Annotated in this window: 23 protein-coding genes; 17 read left to right on the top strand and 6 right to left on the bottom strand. The window is 42.6% G+C overall.

Annotation, left to right across the window (positions count from 1 at the left end):
• Positions 1 to 67: 67 nt before the first annotated feature.
• Together K7887_RS03755 and K7887_RS03760 are read right to left on the bottom strand one after the other, a co-directional pair.
• Positions 68 to 1,042 (bottom strand): sensor histidine kinase, encoded by a 975-nt coding sequence (locus tag K7887_RS03755; protein WP_223492252.1) that lies wholly within the window; start codon positions 1,040 to 1,042, stop codon positions 68 to 70.
• 16 nt (positions 1,043 to 1,058) lie between these two features.
• Positions 1,059 to 1,757 carry a LytR/AlgR family response regulator transcription factor gene (locus K7887_RS03760; RefSeq protein WP_223492253.1) on the bottom strand — a complete coding sequence of 233 codons (699 nt, stop codon included), beginning with the start codon at positions 1,755 to 1,757 and terminating at the stop codon, positions 1,059 to 1,061.
• A gap of 188 nt (positions 1,758 to 1,945) precedes the next feature.
• On the opposite strand from K7887_RS03760, the gene K7887_RS03765 reads away from it, so the two are divergent.
• From K7887_RS03765 to K7887_RS03830, 14 genes are all read left to right on the top strand, one after another.
• Positions 1,946 to 2,698 (top strand): ABC transporter ATP-binding protein, encoded by a 753-nt coding sequence (locus K7887_RS03765; protein WP_223492254.1) that lies wholly within the window; start codon positions 1,946 to 1,948, stop codon positions 2,696 to 2,698.
• Positions 2,688 to 3,845 carry an ABC transporter permease gene (locus K7887_RS03770; RefSeq protein ID WP_223492255.1) on the top strand — a complete coding sequence of 386 codons (1,158 nt, stop codon included), beginning with the start codon at positions 2,688 to 2,690 and terminating at the stop codon, positions 3,843 to 3,845. The genes K7887_RS03765 and K7887_RS03770 overlap by 11 nt, the downstream gene beginning before the upstream one ends.
• Before the next feature lie 228 nt (positions 3,846 to 4,073).
• On the top strand, positions 4,074 to 5,492 hold the full coding sequence (locus tag K7887_RS03775; protein WP_223492256.1) for a PTS mannitol transporter subunit IIBC: 1,419 nt from the start codon (positions 4,074 to 4,076) through the stop codon (positions 5,490 to 5,492).
• A gap of 211 nt (positions 5,493 to 5,703) precedes the next feature.
• The gene (locus K7887_RS03780; RefSeq protein WP_223492257.1) at positions 5,704 to 7,836 is read left to right on the top strand and encodes a BglG family transcription antiterminator; all 2,133 of its coding nucleotides are present in this window, start codon (positions 5,704 to 5,706) and stop codon (positions 7,834 to 7,836) included.
• Positions 7,837 to 7,839: 3 nt separating this feature from the next.
• Positions 7,840 to 8,277, top strand: a complete 438-nt coding sequence (locus K7887_RS03785; protein WP_223492258.1) for a PTS mannitol transporter subunit IIA — start codon at positions 7,840 to 7,842, stop codon at positions 8,275 to 8,277.
• Between the two features lies 1 nt (position 8,278).
• Positions 8,279 to 9,421, top strand: a complete 1,143-nt coding sequence (locus tag K7887_RS03790; protein ID WP_223492259.1) for a mannitol-1-phosphate 5-dehydrogenase — start codon at positions 8,279 to 8,281, stop codon at positions 9,419 to 9,421.
• A gap of 159 nt (positions 9,422 to 9,580) precedes the next feature.
• The gene (locus K7887_RS03795; protein WP_223492260.1) at positions 9,581 to 10,636 is read left to right on the top strand and encodes a PLL family lectin; all 1,056 of its coding nucleotides are present in this window, start codon (positions 9,581 to 9,583) and stop codon (positions 10,634 to 10,636) included.
• Positions 10,637 to 10,750: 114 nt separating this feature from the next.
• The gene (locus tag K7887_RS03800; protein WP_223492261.1) at positions 10,751 to 11,428 is read left to right on the top strand and encodes a GntR family transcriptional regulator; all 678 of its coding nucleotides are present in this window, start codon (positions 10,751 to 10,753) and stop codon (positions 11,426 to 11,428) included.
• A gap of 21 nt (positions 11,429 to 11,449) precedes the next feature.
• Positions 11,450 to 12,061: a sterol desaturase family protein gene (locus K7887_RS03805; RefSeq protein ID WP_223492262.1), complete on the top strand. Its 612-nt coding sequence runs from the start codon at positions 11,450 to 11,452 to the stop codon at positions 12,059 to 12,061.
• 237 nt (positions 12,062 to 12,298) lie between these two features.
• A complete protein-coding gene (locus K7887_RS03810; protein WP_223492263.1) occupies positions 12,299 to 13,804 on the top strand; it encodes a glycine betaine uptake BCCT transporter in 1,506 nt (501 codons plus the stop codon).
• Positions 13,805 to 14,159: 355 nt separating this feature from the next.
• Positions 14,160 to 17,036: a 2-oxoglutarate dehydrogenase E1 component gene (locus K7887_RS03815; protein WP_223492264.1), complete on the top strand. Its 2,877-nt coding sequence runs from the start codon at positions 14,160 to 14,162 to the stop codon at positions 17,034 to 17,036.
• Positions 17,033 to 18,304, top strand: a complete 1,272-nt coding sequence (gene odhB, locus K7887_RS03820) for a 2-oxoglutarate dehydrogenase complex dihydrolipoyllysine-residue succinyltransferase (protein WP_223492265.1) — start codon at positions 17,033 to 17,035, stop codon at positions 18,302 to 18,304. The genes K7887_RS03815 and odhB overlap by 4 nt, the downstream gene beginning before the upstream one ends.
• A gap of 175 nt (positions 18,305 to 18,479) precedes the next feature.
• Positions 18,480 to 19,106, top strand: a complete 627-nt coding sequence (locus K7887_RS03825) for a hypothetical protein (RefSeq protein ID WP_223492266.1) — start codon at positions 18,480 to 18,482, stop codon at positions 19,104 to 19,106.
• An 85-nt stretch (positions 19,107 to 19,191) separates the two neighbouring features.
• Complete coding sequence (locus tag K7887_RS03830; RefSeq protein ID WP_223492267.1) at positions 19,192 to 20,187, top strand: Gfo/Idh/MocA family protein; 996 nt, start codon at positions 19,192 to 19,194, stop codon at positions 20,185 to 20,187.
• A gap of 53 nt (positions 20,188 to 20,240) precedes the next feature.
• Here the strand turns inward: K7887_RS03830 and K7887_RS03835 are convergent, their stop codons facing one another.
• The 3 genes from K7887_RS03835 to rpsN form a co-directional block, all read right to left on the bottom strand.
• The gene (locus tag K7887_RS03835; RefSeq protein WP_223492268.1) at positions 20,241 to 20,636 is read right to left on the bottom strand and encodes an SET domain-containing protein; all 396 of its coding nucleotides are present in this window, start codon (positions 20,634 to 20,636) and stop codon (positions 20,241 to 20,243) included.
• Between the two features lie 154 nt (positions 20,637 to 20,790).
• On the bottom strand, positions 20,791 to 21,138 hold the full coding sequence (locus K7887_RS03840) for a hypothetical protein (protein WP_223492269.1): 348 nt from the start codon (positions 21,136 to 21,138) through the stop codon (positions 20,791 to 20,793).
• Positions 21,139 to 21,207: 69 nt separating this feature from the next.
• Entirely contained in the window at positions 21,208 to 21,477 is a 270-nt protein-coding gene (gene rpsN / locus K7887_RS03845) for a 30S ribosomal protein S14 (RefSeq protein ID WP_223492270.1), read from the bottom strand.
• A 267-nt stretch (positions 21,478 to 21,744) separates the two neighbouring features.
• Here rpsN and pssA point away from each other — a divergent pair, with 267 nt between their 5' ends.
• From pssA to K7887_RS03860, 3 genes are all read left to right on the top strand, one after another.
• Complete coding sequence (gene pssA / locus K7887_RS03850; RefSeq protein ID WP_223492271.1) at positions 21,745 to 22,458, top strand: CDP-diacylglycerol--serine O-phosphatidyltransferase; 714 nt, start codon at positions 21,745 to 21,747, stop codon at positions 22,456 to 22,458.
• A 125-nt stretch (positions 22,459 to 22,583) separates the two neighbouring features.
• Positions 22,584 to 22,970, top strand: a complete 387-nt coding sequence (locus K7887_RS03855) for a MerR family transcriptional regulator (protein ID WP_223492272.1) — start codon at positions 22,584 to 22,586, stop codon at positions 22,968 to 22,970.
• On the top strand, positions 22,954 to 24,660 hold the full coding sequence (locus tag K7887_RS03860; protein ID WP_223492273.1) for an acyl-CoA dehydrogenase family protein: 1,707 nt from the start codon (positions 22,954 to 22,956) through the stop codon (positions 24,658 to 24,660). The genes K7887_RS03855 and K7887_RS03860 overlap by 17 nt, the downstream gene beginning before the upstream one ends.
• A 48-nt stretch (positions 24,661 to 24,708) precedes the next feature.
• On the opposite strand, the gene K7887_RS03865 is transcribed toward K7887_RS03860, so the two are convergent.
• Entirely contained in the window at positions 24,709 to 26,145 is a 1,437-nt protein-coding gene (locus tag K7887_RS03865) for a carbon starvation CstA family protein (protein ID WP_223492274.1), read from the bottom strand.
• Positions 26,146 to 26,187: the final 42 nt, after the last annotated feature.

Below are 26,187 nucleotides of genomic sequence, written 5' to 3' on the forward strand. Positions count from 1 at the left end.
TACAATGGATATATCCGTTTTACAATGGATAAGTTCAATTGCACCGACCAAAATCCAACCTAATCAGCTACCGTATCGCCGGCACCTTAATTTTCACGGTGAACTCCTCGTCTTTACACACAAAATCCAAGAATCCATGGTGTTCCTCCACCATATCCTTGATTATTTTAGTCCCTAAACCTTCGTGTTCGCCACCCTTAGTTGTCTGTCCATAAGTAGCGAACAGGGAGTCCAGTACATCCACCGGTACAGGCAAGGTGTTATTTTTGCAAATCAGCATATAAAGGCCGCTGCGTTTATAAAATTGTAACGTCAACATGGCTTGCTGACCGCGTTCAAGCTGCCATTCTTCGCACGCATCTAAGCTGTTGCTCAATAGATTTCCAAGTAGTGCAACAATCTTCTGGTCACTAATCGGCAATGTAGACAAGGGGAGATCCAGATCATAAACCATACTGATTCCAGAGGCTTTCCCGCGTCGATACATTTGATGAAGCACACCAGCCACCACCCCGCGCTCTCCTCTAATAGAGTAGTTGGTCTCTTCATAGCTTTCCACTAGATCATCGAGATACAATTTAGCCGCTTCTGCCTTCCCATTTTCCAGCATAAAGTGGACGGCTGACACGTGCTTAAGGAAATCATGACGCTCGCTGCGGATGATCCGGAAGGTTTCATTGATATGAGTTTGTTGCTCTTCGTGTTGAGCGAGGTCGCGATACAATCTAGTAAAATGCTGACCAGTCGAAATCCGTACATATTCGCAGGCAATAAACACGATTATAGGTGCAGCGGCCAGCCAGATTGGCAGGGGTACCCCTAAAGCGATCGTGAACACCACAACTTGCACAATCCACAGACCACTGTTGGCCTTCCATCCTACGCTTTCCATCTCAACTGCTATTTTTCTATAAAAATAAAAAGAAAGTACTGCGGCAACCAATAAACTTACATAAAACGCGATCCACTCGCCTAAAAGGGCATGCATATGTAAAAATAAGAGCGCCCCCAGCGCTCCCCAATAAATAAAGGAAGTGTTCAATGCTAATCAATCCTTTTTAGAAATAGTTCTCTTGCAGAAAGTCCACTTTATCTTTTGTGATCATTGCTTGTTCCTCCAAGCCTTCAAAGGTGACGATGTACGAGTTTTTCGCATAGAGGGAGAAGTTTTTTACGTGATGAATGTTGATGATGAAAGAACGGTGGGAGCGGAGAAAGTCTCGCTCGCGCAGTTCTCCTTCTAGTTCATTTAATGTCTGGTAGGTTTTAATTGGCCCGCCTTTAGTATAGATAGTGGTAGAGCGGCCGGATCTTTCAATAAACACGATGTCCTTTTTTTGAACAATGTGGATGTCGTTTTTTTGTTTCAGATAGAGTCTGCCAGCGATTTCGGCAGACTTGGATTTCTCCATTAATCTTTCAATACTTTTCACCAGACGGTCTTTTGGATAGGGCTTCATGATGTAGTCGTGCACGTTCAACTCGAATGCGTGGACGGCATAGCCGCTGCTGCCTGTAACGAATATAACTGCGATATTTAATGCGTGCGAGTGGATGATGTCTGCTAGTTCATAGCCGGAAAGCCTCGGCATTTCAATGTCTGCAATCAAAAGGTCCACTTCTTCTTTCTTTATATGTTCATAGGCTTCTTCGGCAGATTGAGTAGAGAAGACGATCTCTATATTCGGTATAGCTGCCACGATTCCGTTGAGTTTATCCAAATCTATGTGTCTGTCATCTACAAGACCAACCCTCATTGTTTTCCCTCACCTTGTTGTTATTGTTGCATTCCATATTCATGGTAATTATCTTTATTTTACCATCAAAAGGGTGGAATAGTCATTTTCACGACATCAAACGGAATATTCGCGACATAACTAGAGATTCCTAACAAAATAGTTTGTATGATGAAAACAAGAAATCAAACAGACGAGGTGAAAGAAACATGATCGAAATTAATCAGGTAACAAAGAAGTTTCAAGATAAAAAGACGTTTGTGACGGCACTTAAGCATGTAACATTTACGGTGAACAAAGGGCAGGTAGTGGGACTGCTTGGGGAGAACGGTGCTGGGAAGACGACTTTGTTAAGATCCATCGCAACATTATTAAATCCGACAGACGGGTCCATCAGTGTGGCGGGTTTTGATACGGTGAAGAATTCAGATGCTATCAAAAGGAAAATCGGGGTACTGTTCGGAGGAGAAACGGGCTTGTATGATCGACTGACTGCACGCGAGAATCTGGAGTACTTTGCAGCTCTATACGGAATGAGCAAGCATGAGACGAAGGTGCGTATTGAGGAGCTGGCGAAAATGTTTGGGATGAAAGATTACTTGAATCGTAAGGTCGGCGGTTTTTCGAAGGGGATGCGGCAAAAGGTGGCAATTGCCCGCACGTTGATTCACAATCCTGATATCATTTTGTTCGATGAGCCGACAACTGGTTTGGATATAACATCTTCTAACGTATTTCGCCAGCTAGTACATCAGTTGAAGCGTGAAGGAAAAACAATCATTTTCTCTAGTCACATCATGGAAGAAGTCAGTATGCTATGCGATACGGTGGCGATGATGCATAAAGGAGAACTCGTCCACCATGGCTCTTTGGAAGCTTTATATAAATCAGAAGGTTCTCGTGACCTTAACTATATTTTCATGAGTAAACTTGTAAGGGGGAACGAACACTATGTTTCGTAAAATATACTTTAAAGAAATGAAAGATTCATTCCGAGACAGACGCACACTTTTATTGACCGTTTTATTGCCGATTGTGATGATGACAGGACTTGTGTTGTTTTACGAGAGCATGCTGTCGGATGGGGAAGGGGAAACGTATACCCTTGCTGTGGATGAAGCATTTGGTGAAGAAGAAGAAGCATTGTTTGCTGGGGTAGAAAATATTGAATTTGTAAAAGCGTCAGATCCGGAAGTAGTGTTGGAAGAAGGGGAAGCACAAGCTGCATTGGTTTTGGAAAGCGGGTTTTTAGAGAAAGTGGAAAATGGAGAAGAGGCCGGCGTGACGTTAATAGGGAATTCCTTTAGTCAAAATTCTTCTATGTTAATGAGCCAGGTCACTACTGTTCTTGGAGCTTATGAAAAATTAGTAATTGCAGATCGATTAGAAGCAGAAGGTACCCCTCAGGAGCTTGTTCAACCATTTACGATTGAGCAAAAGGAACTGACAGAGGAGACAGCAGGCGTTAATATGGTTGCCATGCTTGTCCCGTTAATTTTAGCATTGGCGATTGGGATAGGCGCAGGCCCGTCTGCATCTGATTTGTTTGCCGGAGAAAAAGAGAAGAAAACAATGGAAGCGCTATTGATGACGCCAGTAAACCGTATGACTTTGTTACTTGCCAAGTGGCTGACCATTTCAACTATTGGTTCACTGACTGGTATTGTCACATTGATTGTGGTAGCATTGGAAATTACTTTCTTAACGGAACATATGAAGAGTGCCATTTCGTTTGGTGAGAATGTTTACTTAGTTGTCGGATTTGCAATCTTTGTATCGGTTGTTTATGCAATGTTCATTGCTACGTTGCAAATGATCACAAGCATTATGGGCAAAACGGTTAAAGAATCACAGAGCTACAGCACACCAATTATGATGATTGCGGTATTCCCAATCATGATAATCTCAGGAATCGGAATCAATGAATTATCATTCGAACACTTTGCGATTCCAATCATGAACATCTTCACAGTACTTAAAGAACTCAGCTTCGGCATCATCAACTACGAACACCTCGCAATCATGATCGGAAGCAACCTCATCTGCATCATTGTAGCATTTGTGATTGCTAGAATCATGTTCTTGAAGGATAAATGGGTGATGAACTAAGGAGAAGGGGTCTGACCCGCTGTGCGGTGAAGAGGTAAAGAGATAAAGAGGGGTCTGACCCTCAATGCGTTAATATATTAAAGAGGGGCTATCTCCCTCTTTATTTTTGCTTATTTTAATTATGTCAACAATACATTTGCCAAATGGGTCTTTAGTAACAATGGATTGTTTGGTGAAACCGCTTTATCATAAAGTTAAGCAAGAATTATATGATAAGGGGGCAGAAAAATGAGCTCTGAGACAAAATCATCTTCTAACTTCAAAGTGAAAATACAGCGTTTTGGAAGTCATCTTAGTGGAATGATCATGCCTAATATTGGGGCGTTCATCGCATGGGGACTTATCACGGCATTATTTATACCTACTGGCTGGTGGCCAAATGAGGAATTAGCGACACTTGTCGGTCCCATGATTACGTTCCTATTGCCAATTTTGATCGGTTTTACGGGGGGACGCCTAGTTTATGACCTCCGCGGTGGGGTTGTTGGTGCAACTGCGACCATGGGGGTTATCGTCGGAGCGGATATTCCGATGTTCCTTGGTGCGATGGTAATGGGACCGCTTGGTGGATATGCCATCAAGAAGTTTGACCAGGCAATTGATGGAAAGGTAAGACAAGGATTTGAAATGCTTGTAAACAACTTTTCTGCCGGGATTATTGCCGGGATCCTTACGATCATTGGTTTCAAAGGAATCGGCCCGATTGTCTTAACATTGAATAAGACGCTTGCGGCCGGGGTGGAAACACTAGTACAAGCGAACTTGCTTCCACTTGCAAGTGTTATCATCGAGCCTGCGAAGGTTCTATTCTTGAACAATGCGATCAACCATGGAATCTTAGGGCCGATTGGAATTGAGCAGGCCGCTCGTGAAGGTATGTCAATCTTATTCCTTCTTGAAGCGAACCCTGGACCGGGTCTTGGAATCTTGTTGGCATTTGTTTTCTTTGGAAAAGGAATGGCTAAACAATCTGCATCTGGTGCAACCGTTATCCATTTCTTTGGTGGAATTCATGAAATTTACTTCCCGTATATCCTGATGAAGCCTGCACTTATCTTGGCAGCAATCGGTGGGGGAGCGGCTGGTGTGTTCACGCTTCTTCTGTTTAACGGAGGGCTGGTTGCCGCACCATCACCTGGTAGTATTTTTGCAATCGCTGCAATGGCGCCAAGAGGTGGGTTCCTTGCAGTCATGGCTGGTGTCCTTGTAGCTACTACGGTTTCCTTCTTGATTGCATCTGTCATCTTAAAAGGTTCTAAATCGACAGATGACGATTTGGCAAAAGCAACAGAAAAGACGTCTGCACTAAAAGGGAAAGAAAGCAGAGCGAGCTCTCTTGTAGCTAAAGAAGAGGAAGCTCCAGTGGAAGAAAAAGAAGTAAACAAAATAATCTTTGCATGTGATGCAGGAATGGGTTCAAGTGCCATGGGTGCATCCATCATGAAAAATAAAGTGAAAAAAGCTGGGTTGTCGATTAATGTGGCAAACTCCTCCATCAGTAATATTCCAATGGATGCAGACATCGTCATTACGCACAAAGACTTAACAGACCGTGCAAAAGCAAAGCATCCGAAAGCAACTCATATATCTGTTGAGAACTTCCTGAACAGTCCTAAGTATGATGAGCTAATTGAAAAACTAAAATAATCATAAAAAAGAAGGGAAAGAGCAATGACTCTTTCCTTCTTTTTTGCATAAAGGGAGAATGTAGAAGGTGTCGTTATTAATTTTTGTCAACAACGAACATGACGAATTCTTGTTTTCCTTTCATTGAATCAATAAAACAGGTGATTTATGATGAAACTATAAACATAGTATTTAAATTTTGTCACCATCCAAGGGTATTGGAGTGAGAGCTATGTATATTACCGCAAGAGAGCGGCAGATCCTGGAGATCCTATTATCAACAGATAAAGAACTGACTGTCGGTGATCTGGCGAACGAAATAAATGTTAGTACCCGAACTATCCACCGTGATTTAAAGGAAGTTGAAGGAACCTTGGCTCAGTATCAACTGACTTTAATAAAAAAATCAGGTGTGGGTATCCAAATAATCGGGGAACAAGAAAATATAGAACACTTAAAGCTTTTTCTTTTCAATGTGGACCATAATCAGTACACCGCTGAGGAGAGGCAGACAATCATTTTATGTGCACTATTGGAATCGGTCGAACCGGTCAAGTTGATTGCGCTCGCTAATGATTTGAATGTCACCATCGCGACAGTAAGCAATGACCTCAATAAAGTGGAGGAGCGATTAGACCCATTTCACAATCTATCACTTATCCGAAAAAGAGGATATGGTGTACAGATTGAAGGCGACGAGAATGCCAAGCGTAAGGCGATGAGTAAGGTAATCTCTGATAATGTGGATGAATATGAACTGATGAGCCTTATAAAAGAGAGCATCCAAAAGAAAAGTAAGCAGTCTTCAAATCCAATATCTGATAGATTGCTCGGTCTAGTGGAGAAAAAGAATCTGCATATTGTAGAGCGGACAGTGGATGAAATGAATAAAGACCTTCCCTATTCCATTGCAGACAGTGCTTATATGGGACTGGTTGTCCATCTGGCATTGGCGATGGAGCGGATCATGCGTGGGGAGAATATTACAATTGATCAGAGCTACCTTGCAGAACTTGAAGGGACGCCTGAATACATGATTGCTAAAAAAATCATTGAGAAGCTTAAAAAAGTATATCAAACAGAGATTCCAGACGCCGAAATTGGGTACATCACTATGCATCTAAGAGGCGCTAAGTTAAGGCAGGACAAAGAATATTTTGCAGAAGAAGCGGGAATGCAGGATGCGTTAAAAGCAAAGCACCTCATCCGTTATGTAGAAAAAAGGATCCACCAAAAATTATCAGATAATCCTTCTTTATTGCAAGGGCTTGTTGCTCACCTTGGCCCGGCGTTATTTCGCATCAAACAAAACATGGGCATAACGAACCCGCTCTTAGATCGAATCAAAATGGAATATGCAGAATTATTTTCTATTATAAAAGAAGGAGTAGAGGTGACATTTCCTGATTTGTTAATTCCAGATGAAGAGGTCGGTTTTCTGGTCATGCACTTTGGGTCTGTCTTATTGAATATCCACCAAAAAAGACCGTTGCAGGCACTTGTCGTTTGTTCGACAGGTATTGGAACCTCCAAAATGCTGGCAACAAGGCTTCAAAAGGAAATTCCAGAGATAAAGGTTTGCCAGAATGTATCTCTATTTGAATTGAATCAGTTAGATCACGAAAACTATGATTTGATTATCTCTACGATTCGACTAAAGGATTTGAATAGAGATTACTTTATAGTCAATCCAATCTTAACAGAAGAAGAGATAGACAAAATCAAACAGTATATTTATAACCAACATAAAAGCAAATTGATAGAGATAAAGGGAAATCTTGAAATAGAAAAAACACCTTATTTCACAGAGTTTCCAAAAGAAGCAGTCGTGGAAAACCTGGAAAAGGTGTCCCTTTATTCCAAAGCAATTTCTACTATATTAAAGGGCTTTGTTTTTAAAAAGGGAGAAGATGGTGAATTCATTCAAAGCTCTTTACAGATTCTTTGTATGGAACTAAAACAAATGCATCAGCTTTCCGATGCGGAACAAGTACTTCAGGACCTTTTGGAAAGGGAAAAGCTAGGTGGACTTGGCATACCGGGTACCAAACTTGCATTGTTCCACGCCAAAAGTGAAGCCGTTTTAAAACCATCTTTTTCTGTATTCAAACTACCTCATTCCTTTCCTACCACAGGAATGGATCAGCAGCCAATGGAAGTGGACTCGGTCCTCCTTCTTCTTGCTCCATCTAAGGTAGAAAAAGAGACTTTGGAAATCTTGAGTCATATTAGTGCATCCATCATAGAAGATGAGCGAAGTATCGCACGATTTGAATCAATGGACGGGGTTGCAATAGGGAATCATCTCGCTGCCACATTGAACCGCTATTTTAATGAAAAATTAACTGAATTAAGGAGTGTTTAAATCATGACTTTACCAATTTTAGCAAAAGAAAATATCTTATTGAACACATCTATTGGAACAAAAGAGGAAGCGATCAAGAAGACCGGACAATTATTGGTGGATCGCGGGTATGTGGAAGAAGCATATATTGAAAAAATGTTAGAACGTGAGGAATTGACTTCCACTTACATGGGTAACTTTGTTGCAATCCCACATGGTACAGAAGATGCAAAAAAAGCAGTAAAAGAATCCGGAATCGCTATCCTACAAGTTCCAGCCGGTGTGGAATTTGGTGCAGGAAATGAAGTGAAATTATTGATTGGTATTGCAGGGAAAGGCGATGAACACTTGGAAATTCTTTCACAAATTGCAATTGTTTGCTCGGAAGAAGAAAATGTTCAACAGATTGTGAAGGCAACATCTCCTGAAGAAATCCTTGAGTTATTTGAAGGGGTTCAATAAAATGAAGGCATTACATTATGGTGCTGGTAATATCGGTAGAGGCTTTATTGGATCAATACTTTACCAGGCCGGCTATTCCACCACTTTCGTAGATGTTAACAGTGAAATAGTGGATTTGCTAAATAAAAAGAAAGAGTATCGAGTGGTACTGGCAGCTAAAAAACAGGATGAGCTGGTTATACGTAATGTATCTGCCATCAATAGTATGGAAAAACGGGAGGAGTTGGAAGCGGCAATTGTGGAAGCAGATATTATTACTACTGCAGTTGGTCCGTCAATCCTTCCGATCATTGCTAAGTCACTTGTGAGTGGATTGCGTAAACGTGTGGAAATCAACAAAGCGCCGTTAAATATCATAGCATGTGAAAATCTTATTGGCGGAAGTTCCTTGTTGAAACAGCATGTATACGAAAATCTTGCCCCTGAAGAAGTCGTAGTATTCGATGAGCTGTTTGCTTTTCCGGATGCTGCAGTAGACCGGATTGTACCAAATCAAACAAACGCTGATAAATTGATGGTCACAGTGGAGCCATATTATGAGTGGGTAGTGGATGAATCTGCACTTGTTGGAGAAACTCCGGCCATTGAAGGGATCACCTTTGTCCGTGATTTGACACCATATATTGAACGTAAGTTGTTCACGGTCAATACAGGTCATGCCACAGTTGCCTATTTGGGTTATCAGAAGGGCTGCAAAACGATAGACGAAGCACTAAGAAATGAAGAAGTTCGTAAGGTGGCGGAGTCCGCTTTGAAGGAAACAGGGATGGTCCTTGTAGGGAAATATGGCTTCGATAAAAAGGAGCATGAGGCATATATCACCAAGATTCTTTCTCGATTTGAAAACTCCTATATCACGGATGATGTCACAAGGGTAGGACGCGCTCCGCTCAGAAAGCTCGACGGGAACGACCGCCTAGTGGGACCGGCAAAACAATACCTAGAGCTATTCGGTCATCCACCAGCAAATCTTATAAAGGCAATCGCAGCTGCCATTACTTATGATGGACCAGGGGATGACGAAGCCCAGACAATTCAACAAATAATCCGTAGAAATGGATTACAACAGGCCATCACGAAAATAACTGGACTAGAAACCAACAATCCCATTACGGAGCAAATCATGAAAGAAGTAGGGGTCTGACCTGCTGTGCAGTGAAGTGATAAAGAGATAAAGAGGGGTCTGATCCTCAATGCGTTAATGCGATAAAGCAACCATTCAATAATCAAATAGAACATGCACCTCCCCACACTCTTTCTGCATAAGCTATTAGGCAGAAGTCTAGTTAGGGGAGGTTTTTTTATGTATTCACATCAGAATTTCGGGCAGAATCCATATGTTTATCGGCAAACACCAAATGATGAGCGGCTGATTTATGTCTATCCTCGTCCAAGACCATATTATCCATATTACCCGGCGCCATATTATTATCCATATTACTATCCTCGTCCACGCCCGTACCCTTATTACAGAACAGACGACAATGAAATGCGCGCAAGTTGGCGTGAGTGGGAGGACCTTGGATCGCCGTTGCTTGGAATGAAAGGGGCACCTGCCGTATCTTCTTGGTCTGCTAATCGTCTTGACACGTTTGTTCGTGGGGAAGACAATCGAATGTGGCAAAAGTTCTGGAACGGTAGACGCTGGAGTCGTTGGAATGACCTTGGTGCACCACGAGGCGGCTTGAGAAGTTCGCCGGCAGCCGTTTCATGGGGACAAAATCGTATCGATACGTTTGCTCGCGGTGCCAATGAAGCTATGTGGCACAAGTGGTGGGATGGGCAGCGTTGGAGTCAGTGGGAGGATTTAGGTGCCCCGCGTGGAGGATTTAAAGGAACGCCATCTGTAGCTTCTTGGTCAGCCAATCGTTTGGACTGCTTTGTACAAGGCATGGACAATAACATGTGGCACAAGTGGTGGGACGGATCGAGCTGGAGTCAGTGGGAAAACCTTGGCTCACCACGAGGCGGCATGACCGGTTCACCAGGTGTTGTGTCATGGGGGCCAAACCGCATAGATTGCTTTGTCAGAGGATTGAATGAGCGCATGTGGCACAAATGGTGGGACGGAAGAAGTTGGAGCCGTTGGGAGAATCTCGGTACCCCAAGAGGCGGATTTGAAGGAGCACCTGCCGCGTCTTCATGGGCACCAAACCGGATTGATGTCTTTGTAAAAGGCGATGACAACCGCATGTGGCAGAAATATTGGAATGGCCAACGTTGGAGTGAGTGGGGCAATCTTGGTGCACCGCGTGGTGGGGTGCAATCCCATCCAGCCGCCGTTTCATGGGGTAGAGGCAGAATTGATACCTTTGTTAGAGGCAACAACAAGAAATTGTGGCATAAGTGGTATGTTTAATTGACAGAAAATTATTGAAACTAATTAAATGTAAGGATAAACTGGTAATACCACACATAAATTTGGTATTACCAGTTTTTATTTTGCCCTAATAAAAGGAGGACCTTAACTAACATGCGAGCAAGCGATAAAATCGAAAAGTTATTTATTCAAAAAATCCTCAAGGGAGAATTTGCGCCAGGAACACAAATTAAGTCAGAACGTGAACTTGCGATGGTATTTGAAGTGGGCCGGCCTGTCATTCGAGAAGTATTGCAACGTCTGGAACGTGATGGCTGGCTAACCATTCGCCATAATCAACGTGCTACGGTTAATGACTATTGGAAAGAGGGCAACCTCATGACAATCGCTCACATTTTAAATGAAGAGGACAGTATCCCGAATGAATTTATCATCCACCTCCTGGAGCTAAGAAAAAACATTTCTCCTTCTTATATAAAAGGAGCGGTCATACATAAACCAATGGAGGTCATTTCTTTGTTAAAAGAAAGCGAAAGCGTCGCCGACACCCCGGTCTCTTTTGCCGAATACGATTGGCAACTCCAGCGAGGACTTGCCGCCGCTGCTCCGAACCCTATTTATCTCCTGATTTTAAATAGCTTCGGGCAGCTTTATCTTAAACTTGCAACCTATTACTTTACAGAAGCCTCCTACCGGAATGCCTCAAAGAGCTACTACATGAAGCTGATGGAAGCTGCATTAGAAAAAGACGGTGACAAAGCGGAACAGCTTGTGCACAACATGATGGAACAAAGCATCAGGATGTGGCAGGAGCAAACCGCAGTAAAATAAAAAGAACAAGGGGGAAGAGAGATGAAGGGGTATTACAGGGAGTTCTTATTGTTTCCGGACATCACCATTTTATTGATACTGATTGTGGCAAGCATTGGCTTTCAAGTTTGGACCGGGTTGACGTGGGGAGTGCTGGCGGTGTTTGCATTTGGGATGCTGACTTTCATGTTCAGCGAGTATCTCACCCACCGTTTTGTGTTTCACCTGAAGCCGCCCAAAAATCCATTTTTATTAAAAATGTTAAAGCGTCTTCATTATGACCACCATACGGATCCAAATGATTTGCATTTACTATTTTTACCGCTATGGTATAGCCTGCCGAATCTGTCGGTGCTTGCTATTATCTTCTATTTAATTGCGGGCAGCTGGGGATTAACGCTTGCATTTGCTAGTGGGTTGATGATGATGCTCTTTCTTTATGAGTGGAAGCACTATGTTGCGCACCGTCCGATTAAGCCTCGTACGAGATTTGGGAAATGGGTGAAGAAGACACATATTCTTCATCACTTTAAAAACGAGAATTTTTGGTATGGGGTATCCACTCCATTTGTGGATGTACTGTTTGGAACATTAAAAAATGAGAAGGACGTGGAAACAAGCAAGACCGCGAAGGATTTAGAGAAGCGAGTGTGAAGGTGAAACCATCTCTTCACTATAGTAAAGTCCGGAAACAGAAGCATTTTTAACTATTCGGTCGCAATCCTCCCTTTGTGAAAGGTGAATGCGCCATGGAGGAGTATATTGCCGAATATACTGAAATATCATTCCTCATCCCTTTTTCCAATCTGCTAGTATTATGGTTTAATTAATAGGCATTGTAGGGAATAGACTAAAAAACTAAAAAATTGTGAAAAAGGGATGTTGATGCTTATGGACAGGTCAGTTTTTAAAATTTCAGTGGGAATCGCAGCGTTTTTTGTATTAATAGGTGTATTAATTCCAGATCAGCTTGGAAATGCGATGGGAATTGCGCAAGCTTTTGTACTAGAGACGTTTGGTTGGTTTTATCAATTAGTTGCCACGTTCTTCCTCTTATTTGCCGCATTCATGATCTTCAGTAAGTATGGAAAAATTAAACTCGGGAAAAAGGACGATAAACCTGAATACAATCGCCCCACATGGTTTGCGATGCTGTTTTCTGCCGGGATGGGAATAGGGTTGCTTTTCTATGGCGTATCAGAGCCAATTTCTCACTTCGCTGCACCTCCACTCGGTGAAGGAAGCACGGAACAGTCTGCCATTTTAGGAATGAGATATACGTGGTTGCATTGGGGACTTCATGCATGGGCCATTTATGCAATAGTAGCAATGGCGCTTGCCTATCAGAAATTTAAAAACAATGCACCAGGATTGATGAGTGCCACACTTCGTCCTGTACTTGGTGAAAAGGTGAAAGGACCTATTGGGAAAACGGTTGATGTAGTTGCCGTATTTGCTACATTGTTCGGTGTAGCAGCATCACTGGGACTAGGTTCACAACAAATTAATGCCGGACTGGAGTATTTATTTGGGATTCCAAATAATTTCACTGTACAGTTCATCATTATGGCTGTGATCACCGTACTTTTCATTGTTTCAGCAACTACAGGGATTTCAAAGGGAATCAAGTACTTAAGTAATATTAATATGTCACTTGCTGTTATTTTGTTCTTTGCGTTGCTTATTCTAGGGCCTACGCTCTTCCTATTAAATATGTTTACTACTACATTAGGAAGCTATGTGCAAAATGTAGCGTTGATGGGCTTACGCCTGTCGCCTTTTGATGCCACAGAAGCTGCGTGGACACAAGGCTGGACTGTATTCTATTGGGCTTGGTGGATTTCTTGGACACCTTTTGTTGGGATGTTCATTGCACGTGTTTCCAAGGGGAGAACCATCAGGGAGTTTACTATCGCAGTTCTACTTGTTCCTAGTCTCGTTTGTGCTCTTTGGTTTACAGTCTTCGGCGGAACCGGGATTCACTTAGAGTTCGTTCAAGGCCTGAATGTTTCAGATCAAAGTCTTGAGACCGCGTTATTCTATGTATATGAACAACTGCCGTTTGGAGCGCTTTTATCTGTATTGACGGTCGCATTAATTACTACATTCTTTGTTACTTCTGCTGATTCTGCAACTTTTGTCTTAGGAATGCAGACAACTGGTGGAAAATTGAACCCGCCAAACAACGTGAAAGTCATCTGGGGACTCATTTTAGTCGCATCAACGTTAGTGCTGATGGCGTCAGGTGGACTGGCTGGTTTACAAACTGCAATCATTGTCAGTGCCTTGCCTTTAACATTTATCGTTTTAGTGATGTGCTATGGATTGATAAAGGAGCTAAACAAAGAGTTGAATCTTGAAAAAGGTAAAAATAAAGAAGTTAAAAAAGTAAGTTAATATAGAGGCTTGCCTAAGATTTTAGGCAGGCCTTTTACTTATTTTTGTGCCAAGGCGCATAGAATCGACGCTCACCCACTATAATATTTTCATACTCAGCCGAACCCCAAACAAAGCCCTGTTTATTTATAATATTCTGAAAAAACCTTTGTTTCCAATATAAAAGAAAATTTGTCCAAAATATGAAAACGTTTTTATGGTAAATAGAAAGTTTTTTCTGTATAATTTAGGTGTGAAAGAAATAGGTGAGGGTATAGGATTTGTAGATGAGTCAATTAAGTACCTGAACCTTTATATAGTAACTATTTCAGAGGCATTTTAAAAACGTCACAGCCTAAGATGGGGGCATGTAATAATGAGTAAGGTCGAAGTTGAACAAATTTGGGAGCGCTTTTATGGCCCGAATATGGGTTATGTGTATGACATGTATGAAAAGTACCAACAAGATCCGGAATCAGTAGACGGATCTATTCGTGCGCTTTTTGAGGAACTGGGTTCACCGCCTGGAATGGATTCCATTTCCATTTCTAACGTAAGAGGAGCAGAGGGTGGAAGCAATCCTCAAGCTGTACCGCAAATGGCGATCAAAAAAGTAATCTCCGCCAACAAGCTTTTACGCAATATTCGTGAGCTTGGACATCTTGCGGCAAATATTAATCCCCTGCATAAGGAACCACAAGATGATGTTGGATTCCTTGATGTGGAAACATACGGATTAAGTAAACAGGACCTTGTGCAAATCCCGATTGACCTTGTATGGGAAGCTGCACCTGAGGCGATTTCTAACGCGTGGGAGGCCTACGAGCATCTTAAGCGTATTTATACAGGAACGATTGCGTACGAATTTGGTCATATTCATGATGAAGAAGAGCAAACGTGGCTAAACTCTTATATTGAAAATACAAGAATTGAGCGACCGTTCACTAAAGAACAGCGAGTAGAATTACTGGAAAGATTGATTTCAGTTGATGGCTTCGAAAAGTTTTTACATAAAACATTCGTTGGCCAGAAGCGCTTCTCAATCGAAGGATTGGACATGCTTGTACCGATGTTTGACAAGCTGATTCAGTCCGGATGCGAGGACGGAACAAAGAATATTAGCATTGGGATGGCGCACCGTGGTCGTTTGAATGTACTTGCGCATGTTCTTGGCAAGCCATACGAGCTGATTTTCTCTGAATTCCACCACTCTCCAAATAAAGAACTCGTACCTTCTGAAGGTTCCCGTGGCATCAACTTTGGTTGGTCAGGGGATGTAAAGTACCACATGGGTGCAGATCGTCAAGTAACGGGTGAAAAGGAACAAGTGGTACGCATCAATCTTGCTCACAACCCGAGTCACTTGGAATTCGTTAATCCTGTCGTTCAAGGGGTTGCCCGTGCTTCCCAGGAAGACCGTTCGGAAAAAGGTTATCCAAAACAGAACAAGCAGTCCTCCTTCAGTGTCCTTGTACACGGAGATGCGGCGTTCCCTGGTGAAGGTGTGGTTGCAGAAACGTTGAACCTGACAAAGCTAAAAGGTTACGCAACAGGTGGAACGATCCATATCATTGCAAACAACTTGCTTGGATTTACTACAAACTACGGTGATTCCCGTTCCACTAAGTATGCAAGTGACCTTGCAAAAGGCTATGAGATCCCGGTTATCCATGTGAATGCCGACGATCCGGAAAGCTGTTTAGCTGTTATGGTGTTTGCTTATGAATACCGTAAGAAATTCAAAAAAGATATCGTGATTGATCTTATTGGTTACCGTCGTTTCGGTCACAACGAAATGGATGACGCCAATGTAACGCAACCACTCTTATATGAAAAAATCAACAACCATCCGGTAATTGCCGAAAAGTATGGAAAAGAGCTTGTGAACAGAGGCATTCTTTCTGAAGAAGATTTTACTGGTAAGAAAACAGAATTCATGCAGAAGCTGCAAGGCATTTTCGATGAGCTACGCAAAGAGGACGAAGGCAATGTGAAAATTAAGCAGGTGCCAAAGCCAATCAGTGATCAAGTACCTGAGCTTGAAACAGCAGTGCCGGAAGACGTGTTGAAATCCATCAACAGCAACCTGGTGAAGTTCCCGGAAACTTTTACTGTTTATCCGAAACTAGGCCGTATTTTGAAAAAGCGTGAAAGCCTACTTGCCAGTGACAACAAAGTGGATTGGTCCTTAGGGGAGACACTTGCCTTTGCATCGATTCTTGCTGATGGCACGCCGATTCGATTAACAGGTCAGGACAGTGAGCGCGGAACATTCTCGCACAGACATCTTGTACTGCATGATAACAAAACCGGAGAGCGCTTCATTCCGTTGCATGAACTACCGGAAGCTAAAGCTTCTCTTTCCCTTTACAACAGTCCTTTATCTGAGACAGCAGTTCTTGGTTTTGATTATGGATACAGCGTGCAATCGCCAGAATCCCTTGTCATTTGGGAAGCCCAGTTTGGCGATTTCGTAAACGTAGCCCAAGTAATCATTGACCAGTTCATCGCATCCGGAAGAGCGAAGTGGGGCCAGAAATCAAGTCTTGTCATGCTTCTGCCACACGGCTACGAAGGACAAGGACCTGAGCATTCCAGCGGTCGCGTCGAGCGTTTCTTGAACTCTGCTGCGGAAAATAACTGGATTGTTGCGAATGTGACAAGCGCGGCGCAATACTTCCACCTTTTAAGAAGACAGGCAAAGCTGACGACAAAAGAGGATGCAAGACCCCTTATCGTCATGACACCGAAGAGCTTGTTGCGTAACTCGATGACTGTTTCTGATGTGTCCGAGTTGACAGAAGGCAAGTTCAACCTTCTAGTGGAAGAAAAACGTACAGGGCAAAATAAAGATCAAGTGAAACGCCTTGCTTTATGCACAGGTAAAGTGGCGATTGATCTTGCAGCTAAAATTGATGAAATGGGCAGTGACGAGGTGGAGTCCCTTCATATCGCGCGTGTCGAGCAACTATACCCATTCCCGCATAAGGAAGTAGAAGAGCTTGCTGCACAATTCCCTAACCTAGAAGAAATCGTTTGGGTTCAGGAAGAGCCGAAGAACATGGGAGCTTGGCCGGTTGTCAAAGCAAACCTTCATGAAATTGCAACAGACGGCATCTCTGTGGACTATATCGGGCGTCCGAAACGCTCTAGTCCTGCAACAGGTGAGCCGCATATTCATAAACAAGAACAAGCATGGATCGTGGAAGATACAGTGAACGTACACAAAGGGCATGGAGGGGAAAACAAATGATCGAAATTAAAGTGCCAGAACTTGCAGAATCAATCACAGAAGGTACGATAGCAGAATGGACAGTAAAAACAGGTGACGCGATTGAAAAGGGAGAAACAATCGCAGAGCTTGAAACAGATAAGGTAAATGTAGAAATTAAAAGTGACTTCAGCGGGGTAATCCAGGAGCTTTTAGCAGAACCTGGTGACAACGTTGTCGTTGGACAAGTCATTGCGAAGCTTGGGGAAGAAGGAGCAAGCGCTGCGTCTGACGCTGCGCCAAAAGAAGAAGCACCTAAAGCGGAAGAGGCCCCTAAAGCTGAGCCTGCTAAAGAAGCAACACCTGCTCCAGCTGCTGAAGAGAAAAAAGTAAGCAAATCAAGAACAGTAGCTTCTCCGGCAGCACGCAAAAAAGCAAGAGAGCTTGGAATCGATCTTGATGAAGTTTCCTTCCGTGACCCAATGGGACGCGTTCGTGTGGAAGATGTGGAAGCACACAACCAAACTAAAAATGCACCTAAAGCTGCTGAGAAGCCTGCAGCATCACCATCCAAACCTGCAGCTGCTGCTCCAGCTCAGGATGATACACGCGTAGAACGCATCAAAATGAGCAGAAGACGTCAAACCATCGCAAAACGTCTAGTGGAAGCACAACACACAGCAGCCATGCTGACTACATTCAACGAGGTTGATATGACGGCAGTAATGGACGTTCGTAACCGTCGCAAAGATGCTTTCTTCAAAAAGAATGGCGTTAAACTAGGTTTCATGTCCTTCTTCACAAAAGCCGTTATTGGCGCGCTTAAATCTTTCCCATTATTAAATGCGGAAATCCAAGGCGACGAAATTTTATTGAAGAAGTTCTATGACATCGGAGTTGCTGTATCCACAGAAGAAGGTCTAGTCGTTCCAGTTGTACGTGACGCTGACAAACTAAGCTTTGCCGGTATCGAAAAAGAAATCGGTGAGCTTGGTAAAAAGGCTCGTGACAACTCTTTAGGACTAAAAGATCTTCAAGGTGGTACGTTCACCATTACAAACGGTGGAATCTTCGGTTCTCTTTATTCCACTCCAATCTTGAACACACCACAAGTTGGTATTCTTGGAATGCACACAATCCAACGCCGTCCAGTTGTTGTGGATGATAACGATACAGTGGAAGTAAGACCGATGATGTATATCGCATTATCTTATGACCACCGTATTGTCGACGGAAAAGATGCAGTACAGTTCTTGGTAAGAGTAAAGCAATTGCTTGAAGATCCGGAAGACTTATTGTTGGAAGGTTGATAGTTTGGAGAGGGCTTATCACAATGATAGGTCCTCTTTTTAGGTGTGTTCCTGAAAATGGAAATCGGTTTTTGTGAAGAATATTGTCGGAATACTAGCAATTCTGCGAAAATATGCAGTATAATCATCCATATATACAAAAAAGAGATTCAGTTACACAAGGGGGAAACATACTATGAAGAAAGTTCTATCTTTATTTTTAATAGGGCTACTAGTTGTGGTGCTTGCGGCATGCACATCAGATGATAAGAAAACAAATGAAGAAGGATTCGCAGAAGAAACAGAAGAACGAGAAGATGAAGAAAGTTTGATTCCAGTTGGTGAAACTGCTGAGACAGAAGGTGGAAGCTTTACATACCATGCGAGAAACAACCGTCTCAAACCAATTGAAACAGACTCTTTTACCATTAATGTGGACAAAGTATCCGTAATGAGTGGAAAGCTTGCTGGTGGATTTAAAGATTACATGGGCCAGGATGAAATCAAATATATCCAGTTTGATTTAGAAGTCGAAAATAAAACGTCAGACTCTTTAAATTTTGAAGCATACCAAGCTAGCATTGTGACAAATACAGGGGAAGAAGTCGCTGCCCCTGATTCTCGTTTGACAACCAAGAGTGAAGATACGGGCGAACTTAATGAAAAGTTCACTGGCGGAGAAAAGAAGCAAGGCGCTATCTTCTTCCTATTAGAAGAAACGAAAGCAGAAGATGTGGAGTGGGTGCAAATTAATATGAAAGCACCTGTAGATGAGAACGACGAGAAGGTCGGGGAAGATATTAAGATAAAAGTAAAGCTATAATTATGTCGTTAGTATGAAAGGCAGGGGTGACTCTGTCTTTTTTGATTTTACTTTATTAACTGTCGAAAAAAAGGAGGCATCACTCATGATTAGAACTGCACTACTTAGCAAATGGCATGTGCATGCTCAAGAATATGCAGAAGAAGCAATGCAGAACGAGCACATAACCCTCACACACGTATGGGATGAGCAAAAAGAAAGAGGCCAAGCTTGGGCAGATGAGCTTGGACTTTCCTTTGAAGAAGAGATAGACAACATTTTTAGAAATACAGAGATCGATGCTGTCATTGTCGCTTCTCCAACAAGCATGCATACAGAAATTATCACCAAAGCTGCGAAGCACGGCAAGCATGTTTTCACGGAAAAGGTGCTTGCAGAAACGGAAGCAGATGTAGCGGCTATTCTCCAAGAGGTAGAGAGACACGGGGTCAAACTGATGGTTTCGCTGCCACGTTTAACAGCGTACTATTATTTATACACGCAACAAGTTGTGGACAAAGGATTATTGGGGAGGCTCACTACCATTCGCTGCCGTGTTGCACACAATGGATCCGTTCCCACAGAGCAGCACCCTAATGGTTGGTTGCCAAAACACTTTTACAATAAGGAACTATGTGGAGGCGGTGCATTTATTGATCTAGGCGCCCACCCCATCTACCTGTCAAACCGTCTTGGCGGACAAGTAAAAGCAGTAACCGCCCGCTTCACCCAGACATTTGATCATGAAGTGGACGATAACTCGGTTGCGATTGTTGAGTACCAATCAGGCGCACTCGGTATCTTAGAAACAGGGTTTGTTTCTTCCGGTAGTCCTTTTCAATTGGAGGTTTATGGAACAGAGGGAACTTTAATGATCGAAGATGGTATCATCCGGATCACAAGTATAAACCTTCAAGAAGGTTGGCATTCACCATCAGAAGAAGCACTTCCTAAGAACGCACCATCTGCAATGACTCAATGGGTCTCAGAAATCAGGACAGGGAAAAAGCCGGATATAAGCTATCAAGACGCTTACTTGCTCACCTTGATTAACGATGCAGCCCGTCGTTCCAATGAAGAGGGACGTAGAATTGAGATATAAATACTTTTAAAACGAAAACGACCAGATATTTTCTGGTCGTTTTCGTTTCTAGATCATTTACTTTTCTCTTCCTCTTCCATGTTAAACCAAAGCGGATCCATTTCATCAACATCGCCGTTATAGTTGATAAGAATCTCTTCGCCAGCCTTAATGTCCTTATAGGCAAAAAAGTCAAAGACATGTTCGTCAAAGTTGATTTCATATCTTGCATTTGGTTCATATGAATGGTTGAAAAGCATGCCATAGCCAAGCAAAATGGCAGAGTGGTTAATGCCATATTCGAACGCATAGTCCGCTAATAACGTCTTTTCGATATGTTCATGCTGTTCGTTTGGATAGGATATAACTGGTGCAGAATGAAATAGTGTTCCTGCTTTGATATCCTCTGTTGCAAATACGCCTCTATTGAATTCCCCGTCACTTACAGGAGAACTTTTTACTTCGATCATGGTCATCACCTTCACGTTTCCGAAAAATTTCCTGACCTATTAAGGGTGCCATTTTCTCGATAAGAATGCAACTGGTTAGTTTAAACAATAACCAACTCCACTTTAAAAACATGAAAAAAGCTCTCCCACATTAGCATTGTGGAAGAGCTCTTGATTAAATTCCAATAAAGAAGTACTGCTTATTAGAGCGTTCATATACTGAAACTTGTTCTGTATAGTCTTTGAAAAATACCTTTTGCATCCTGTTTTCCGCGGTCCTTTTAATTTCCTGCTCAATCTCCAGCATAAGATCTCGAGCAACTTCAACAGGTAGGTTAAAATGCTTTGCTGCCTCTATATAGGGGTGGCGTTTCACAAGTAAATCGAAATATTGGTCAGGAGTTTCAGCATGCTCTTCATAGGCATATTCCACGTCCAGGATAAAATTGTAGAAGAGCTGCTTTTCAAGAGGAAGCTCCGCCACACTGCATTTTACAAGGTATCTATATAAGCTTTCCTTCATCTTAAGCACCTCATTATCGGTAAAGAGTTTCTAATAGTATATGCATATTAATCGTTGGAAGATGCTATTTTACCAACTTGCCTTCTTCACACCAGGAACCTGTCCCTTGTGAGCAAACTCACGGAATGCAATACGAGACATTTTGAATTTGCGGATATAGCCTCGCGGTCTGCCAGTTACCTCACAACGATTTTTTAAACGGGTAGGGGAAGAGTCACGCGGTAATTTGCGAAGACCTTCGACATCACCTTTTGCTTTTAATTCTCTGCGGATCTCAGCATACTGCTCAACTAGCTGCTGACGCTTTCTTTCTTTTGCTACTTTTGATTTCTTTGCCATAATAGAATTCTCTCCTTTGTTGTAAATAGTAATCGTTACGATTTATTAAAACATATATTGGTCTGGAGTTCAAATGAAAAGTGTCATCCACCAGCAACAAGCGAACACTTCCACAAAATAATTTTTACTCGCCCACATCGAGAATGGTATAATTAAAGAAAGGTGAGCCTAAGCATGTTCCTTTGTTTAGGTTTTTTTATTTTCTATAGGGGTATGACCCTTTACATATGACAAATGACTTATCAACTGACGGAGTGATGATTATTTATGCGAATGAGGACGCGTCTTATTAAAAGCATCCCCAACATGTTCACATTGGGGAATTTATTTTGCGGATTCTTATCGATCGGTTTTGCCGCAAGTGGACAATATAGTAACGCAGCAATTTTAATCCTGATCGGAATGATGCTCGACAGTATGGACGGTCGCCTGGCGAGGATGTTGAATGCAGATGGAGAGCTAGGGAAAGAACTCGATTCTTTAGCTGACGTCGTTACATTCGGTGTGGCACCTTCCTTTTTAGTTTATTACACGTATTTTTATCAGTTCGGCATACTGGGCATGGCCATTGCAGGTTTATTTCCACTGTTTGGTGCTTACAGATTGGCCCGTTTCAATATAAGTACAAGCAAGTCTTCCGGTAAATACTTTACGGGAGTTCCAATCACTGCTGCTGGTGGTATACTGGCTCTGTTGACGCTATTCGGAAATTTGATACCACAGATTGTGACAACAGTCATTTTCACAGCGTTTTGTTTCTTGATGGTCAGCAAAATAAAGATTCCAAGCTTTAAGGATGTCCCGCTACCGAAATACGGAACGATTGTTACCTTGTTTTTAGGAGCGTCTCTATTTATCGTTTATAAAGGAACATATGCACAATATCCTTATCTCATCTATATAGCAATTCCATTGTATATCGCATTTCTTGCGTACAGATTTGTACGTGTGCGTGGGAAGAATAGACGGGAAACGGACTAAGCTTGAATGGACTTACCTTTTATATAGGTGGGTCTTTTTTTTATGCAAAAATCCATTGAACTTCACGTTAACGTCAATGGTAAACTATAACTATCTATATTTTCAGAAAAAGGGATGAGTTCTGCATGTACACGATTTCGCAACTAGCCAATGAATTTCAAATATCCACTAGGACTGTCCGCTACTATGAGGAGTTGGGGTTACTGGAACCTTCCCGTTCTGATGGAAACCAGCGAGTCTTTTCTAAAAGGGAGTATGCCCGCCTAAAACTGATTACAAGGGGGAAGCGGTATGGCTTTCAGCTTGATGAAATTAAAGAAATGGTCACCTTGTTTGATAAAGACCGCACTGGTACTAAGCAACTTCAGAAAACCATTGAATACGGGATAATGAAAGTAGCAGAAGTAGAAGAAAGGATACGAGAGCTCACCGAACTGAAGGATGAAATGAATGAACTTCTCACAGATTTTCAAAAAAGGTTAGGAGGAGAAACGCATGGCGATATCACGTAATTTTTTCACAGAGGATAAGCACCTGCAGCAAGTGCTCAAAAAGCACTTAGAGCCTGAATTCTATGAATGGGCAGAGAAAGAGCTGACAGAATTTGGCGAGAGTTGTGCAAATGAAATAGAGGAGCGTGCGGTCCATACAGATCGGGAGGGGCAGCCTAGGCTTATAAAATACAATAAAATGGGCGAGGACGTTTCAGAGGTTTGGGTCAATGAGGGGTACAAGAAAACCGTCACGGAAACATACAATAGAGGAATTGTCGGATATGTCCATAAGGATATTCCGGAGCTCGGTCAAAAGGGCAACTACTTATACTCGTATGCGCAAGGCTATGTGCTTTCACAGACAGAGCCTGGGTTTTACTGTCCGGTTACGCTTACTATGGCTACTGCTTACCTGCTTGAACATTATGCCGATGACCATGTAAAGGGGAAATTCCTGCCGCATGTCATTTCGACTGGTGAGGTGGAACTTTTTGAAGGAGCGACATTTTTGACGGAAAGGCAAGGCGGGTCAGATGTCGGGGCGAACGAGACGCAAGCGGTGCCACACCCAAATAAGGATACCTATCTATTGACTGGTGAAAAATACTTTGCTTCCAATGCCGGGCAGTGCGGTGTTGCGATGGTGTTGGCAAGGATACCAGGGGCACCTAAAGGAACGAGGGGACTCAGTCTTTTTGCTGTTCCTTGGAAAAAGGAAGATGGGAGTGGCAAGCTGAATGGCATTGAAATTCGACGTTTGAAGGATAAAATCGGTGTCAGGGCGGTTCCTTCCGCAGAGGTTCTGTTCAACGATGCAGAAGGGTATCTTGTAGGGGAGCCTAGCAAGGGCATCCATTATATGATGGAGGCATTGAACTTGTCGCGTGTTTGTAATGCGATTGCGTCTCTTGGAATCATGGAAAGGGCATACTCAGAAGCACGTAATTATGCTAACAGCCGTGTGACTTTTGGCGACAGGCTGATTAATTTTCCGATGATCCGTGAATCCTTGGTCGATATGGCTGTAAAACAAGAGGTGGAGCTGAGTGCTAGTTTTGAGCTTGTGGCACTTTTTGATCGGGTTATGCGAAATGATGGGGCCAAAGTATCAGAAGAAGAAATTGCATTGAATAGATTGCTGATTGCGTTATTGAAAAAAGAAACGGCAGAACAGGCCGTCCATTTTTCCCATGAAGCAATTGAAATGCATGGAGGAAATGGCTTCATTGAAGATTTTGTAACACCGAGGCTGCTTCGGGATGCCCAGGTGTTAACCGTCTGGGAAGGAACCGCAAACATTCTCGGGATGGAAGTGCTCAGGCTGATGAGCCGTTTTAAAGTGGAACGTATTTTCATAGAGTCCATGAGAAAGAGGTTGTCTTCTTTTCACATTGAGACTCCTATAAAAGAACCGGTAGAGGAAGCTTTAGTGAAACTTCAAGAGTTATGCCATTATACGAGCAGCTGTGCGCCTGAGATCCAAACTGTTTATTCCAAAAAGATTGCTAGTCTGATGGTGAAGATCTTTGAAAGTGTGGTTGCATTGGACGGGGCTAATGCAGGTGATCCTCGTGAAAAGGCGAAAGCCGAACTGTTCCTCCAAATGACTTGGAAAGATTCGGACACGTGGTATGATACAGAAAATAAGAGGCTTCAATACTTCGACTTGATTGTAAACTGGGAGGAGAGTTCGGTTGTAGTGGAATAGAGGATATAAAAACAGGCAGCCCGCAAAGGCTGCCTGTTCCAATTTTTCTTATGCTACACGCTTTTCTTCACTGCTAGACTTCATGTTACGATGTTTCCAAATTTGACTTACAAACCATCCAAGTACCGTGAAGGTTAACACAGAACCTATGAGTAAGGAGGTGTTATAATCCATTCCGAAACCTTCTGGTGCGTAGAAGATATACGTGCAGACAACTCCTGACATGAATAATGCCGGAACGCTTGCAATCCAGTGGAATTTATTTTCTTTTAGAAGATACATAGCCGCTGTCCAAAGCATCACAGTGGCAACAAGCTGGTTTGTCCAGCCAACATATCTCCAAAGGAAAGTGTAGTCGATTGTAGCAAGGTAAAGGGCAGGTGCAGCCAGCAACAAGGTTACTAGTAGCACTTTTACCTTCCCTTCCATATTGAAAAACTTTGAAAATACTTCCGTTAATATCATTCTGGAAGATCGCAGTGCGGTATCCCCTGTTGTAATTGGAAGGATGATAACGCCAAGGATGGCAAGAATCCCACCTAGTGTACCTAATAAGGAAATAGAAATTTCGTTAACGACATAAGATGGTCCCCCAAGGGCAAGTGCTTCTTGCAATCCGCCAGTTCCATTAAAGAATGTCATACCAGCTGCTGCCCATACGAGTGCGATCATTCCCTCTGTAATCATCGCTCCGTAGAAAATTTTACGGCCATGTGATTCCTTTTTCATCGTGCAAGCGACAATTGGACTTTGTGTACAATGAAATCCAGAGATCGCTCCACAAGAGATGGTGACCATCAATAGCGGCCAGATTGGCAGTTCCTGAGGGTGCAAGTTTGCAAATGTCAGGTTTGGAATCTGTTTGTCGGTAAATAATAGTGCAACAGCAATGGCAACTGCCATGAAAAGCAGGATTGCCCCAAGTAATGGATATATTTTACCGATTACTCGATTGACCGGTAATAGAGTAGCCAATAAAAAATACCCGAAAATTAATAGTAAGGCCACCATGAAGCTAAGTGGTGTTAATTGAGCGATCAGTTGGGCAGGTCCAGCTGTAAAAGCCGCAGCCACAAGTACCATTAATACAAGAGATACCACATAAATGAGTGACTTCACTACATTGCCAAGATATTTTCCAACAATGGTCGGATATTGAGCCCCGTTATGGCGCAAGGATAACATACCTGAAAAGTAATCATGGACTGCTCCGGCAAATATACTTCCTACCACAATCCAAATGAAAGCCACTGGACCATACAATGCCCCAAGGATGGCCCCGTAGATAGGGCCCAATCCAGCGATATTCAATAGCTGAATTAAATTTCCCTTCCACCAAGGCATAGGAACAAAGTCGAAATCGTCCCTTTTCGTATAAGCAGGAGTAGGGGTCTGATCATTAATAACAAAAACCCGTTCAACGAATTTAGAATAAAACACATAACCTAGAACTAGAAAAATAAGTGCGCCGAAAAATGTGATCATGCTGCTCTCCTCCTGTTGTGTGAAAATTACAATTTCAAACAT

The organism is Sutcliffiella horikoshii (assembly GCF_019931755.1).
GTDB classification, from domain to species: domain Bacteria; phylum Bacillota; class Bacilli; order Bacillales; family Bacillaceae_I; genus Sutcliffiella_A; species Sutcliffiella_A horikoshii_E.

What these genes read in the sequence shown, in the direction of transcription:
- rpsN (WP_223492270.1), bottom strand. Translation starts at nt 21,477, where the DNA reads ATGGCAAAGAAATCAAAAGTAGCAAAAGAAAGAAAGCGTCAGCAGCTA.
- K7887_RS03865 (WP_223492274.1), bottom strand. Translation starts at nt 26,145, where the DNA reads ATGATCACATTTTTCGGCGCACTTATTTTTCTAGTTCTAGGTTATGTG.
- K7887_RS03835 (WP_223492268.1), bottom strand. Translation starts at nt 20,636, where the DNA reads ATGATCGAAGTAAAAAGTTCTCCTGTAAGTGACGGGGAATTCAATAGA.
- K7887_RS03760 (WP_223492253.1), bottom strand. Translation starts at nt 1,757, where the DNA reads ATGAGGGTTGGTCTTGTAGATGACAGACACATAGATTTGGATAAACTC.
- odhB (WP_223492265.1), top strand. Translation starts at nt 17,033, where the DNA reads ATGATCGAAATTAAAGTGCCAGAACTTGCAGAATCAATCACAGAAGGT.
- K7887_RS03830 (WP_223492267.1), top strand. Translation starts at nt 19,192, where the DNA reads ATGATTAGAACTGCACTACTTAGCAAATGGCATGTGCATGCTCAAGAA.
- K7887_RS03800 (WP_223492261.1), top strand. Translation starts at nt 10,751, where the DNA reads ATGCGAGCAAGCGATAAAATCGAAAAGTTATTTATTCAAAAAATCCTC.
- K7887_RS03815 (WP_223492264.1), top strand. Translation starts at nt 14,160, where the DNA reads ATGAGTAAGGTCGAAGTTGAACAAATTTGGGAGCGCTTTTATGGCCCG.
- K7887_RS03795 (WP_223492260.1), top strand. Translation starts at nt 9,581, where the DNA reads ATGTATTCACATCAGAATTTCGGGCAGAATCCATATGTTTATCGGCAA.
- K7887_RS03805 (WP_223492262.1), top strand. Translation starts at nt 11,450, where the DNA reads ATGAAGGGGTATTACAGGGAGTTCTTATTGTTTCCGGACATCACCATT.
- K7887_RS03780 (WP_223492257.1), top strand. Translation starts at nt 5,704, where the DNA reads ATGTATATTACCGCAAGAGAGCGGCAGATCCTGGAGATCCTATTATCA.
- K7887_RS03770 (WP_223492255.1), top strand. Translation starts at nt 2,688, where the DNA reads ATGTTTCGTAAAATATACTTTAAAGAAATGAAAGATTCATTCCGAGAC.
- pssA (WP_223492271.1), top strand. Translation starts at nt 21,745, where the DNA reads ATGCGAATGAGGACGCGTCTTATTAAAAGCATCCCCAACATGTTCACA.
- K7887_RS03810 (WP_223492263.1), top strand. Translation starts at nt 12,299, where the DNA reads ATGGACAGGTCAGTTTTTAAAATTTCAGTGGGAATCGCAGCGTTTTTT.
- K7887_RS03860 (WP_223492273.1), top strand. Translation starts at nt 22,954, where the DNA reads ATGGCGATATCACGTAATTTTTTCACAGAGGATAAGCACCTGCAGCAA.
- K7887_RS03765 (WP_223492254.1), top strand. Translation starts at nt 1,946, where the DNA reads ATGATCGAAATTAATCAGGTAACAAAGAAGTTTCAAGATAAAAAGACG.
- K7887_RS03840 (WP_223492269.1), bottom strand. Translation starts at nt 21,138, where the DNA reads ATGAAGGAAAGCTTATATAGATACCTTGTAAAATGCAGTGTGGCGGAG.
- K7887_RS03775 (WP_223492256.1), top strand. Translation starts at nt 4,074, where the DNA reads ATGAGCTCTGAGACAAAATCATCTTCTAACTTCAAAGTGAAAATACAG.
- K7887_RS03790 (WP_223492259.1), top strand. Translation starts at nt 8,279, where the DNA reads ATGAAGGCATTACATTATGGTGCTGGTAATATCGGTAGAGGCTTTATT.
- K7887_RS03785 (WP_223492258.1), top strand. Translation starts at nt 7,840, where the DNA reads ATGACTTTACCAATTTTAGCAAAAGAAAATATCTTATTGAACACATCT.
- K7887_RS03855 (WP_223492272.1), top strand. Translation starts at nt 22,584, where the DNA reads ATGTACACGATTTCGCAACTAGCCAATGAATTTCAAATATCCACTAGG.
- K7887_RS03825 (WP_223492266.1), top strand. Translation starts at nt 18,480, where the DNA reads ATGAAGAAAGTTCTATCTTTATTTTTAATAGGGCTACTAGTTGTGGTG.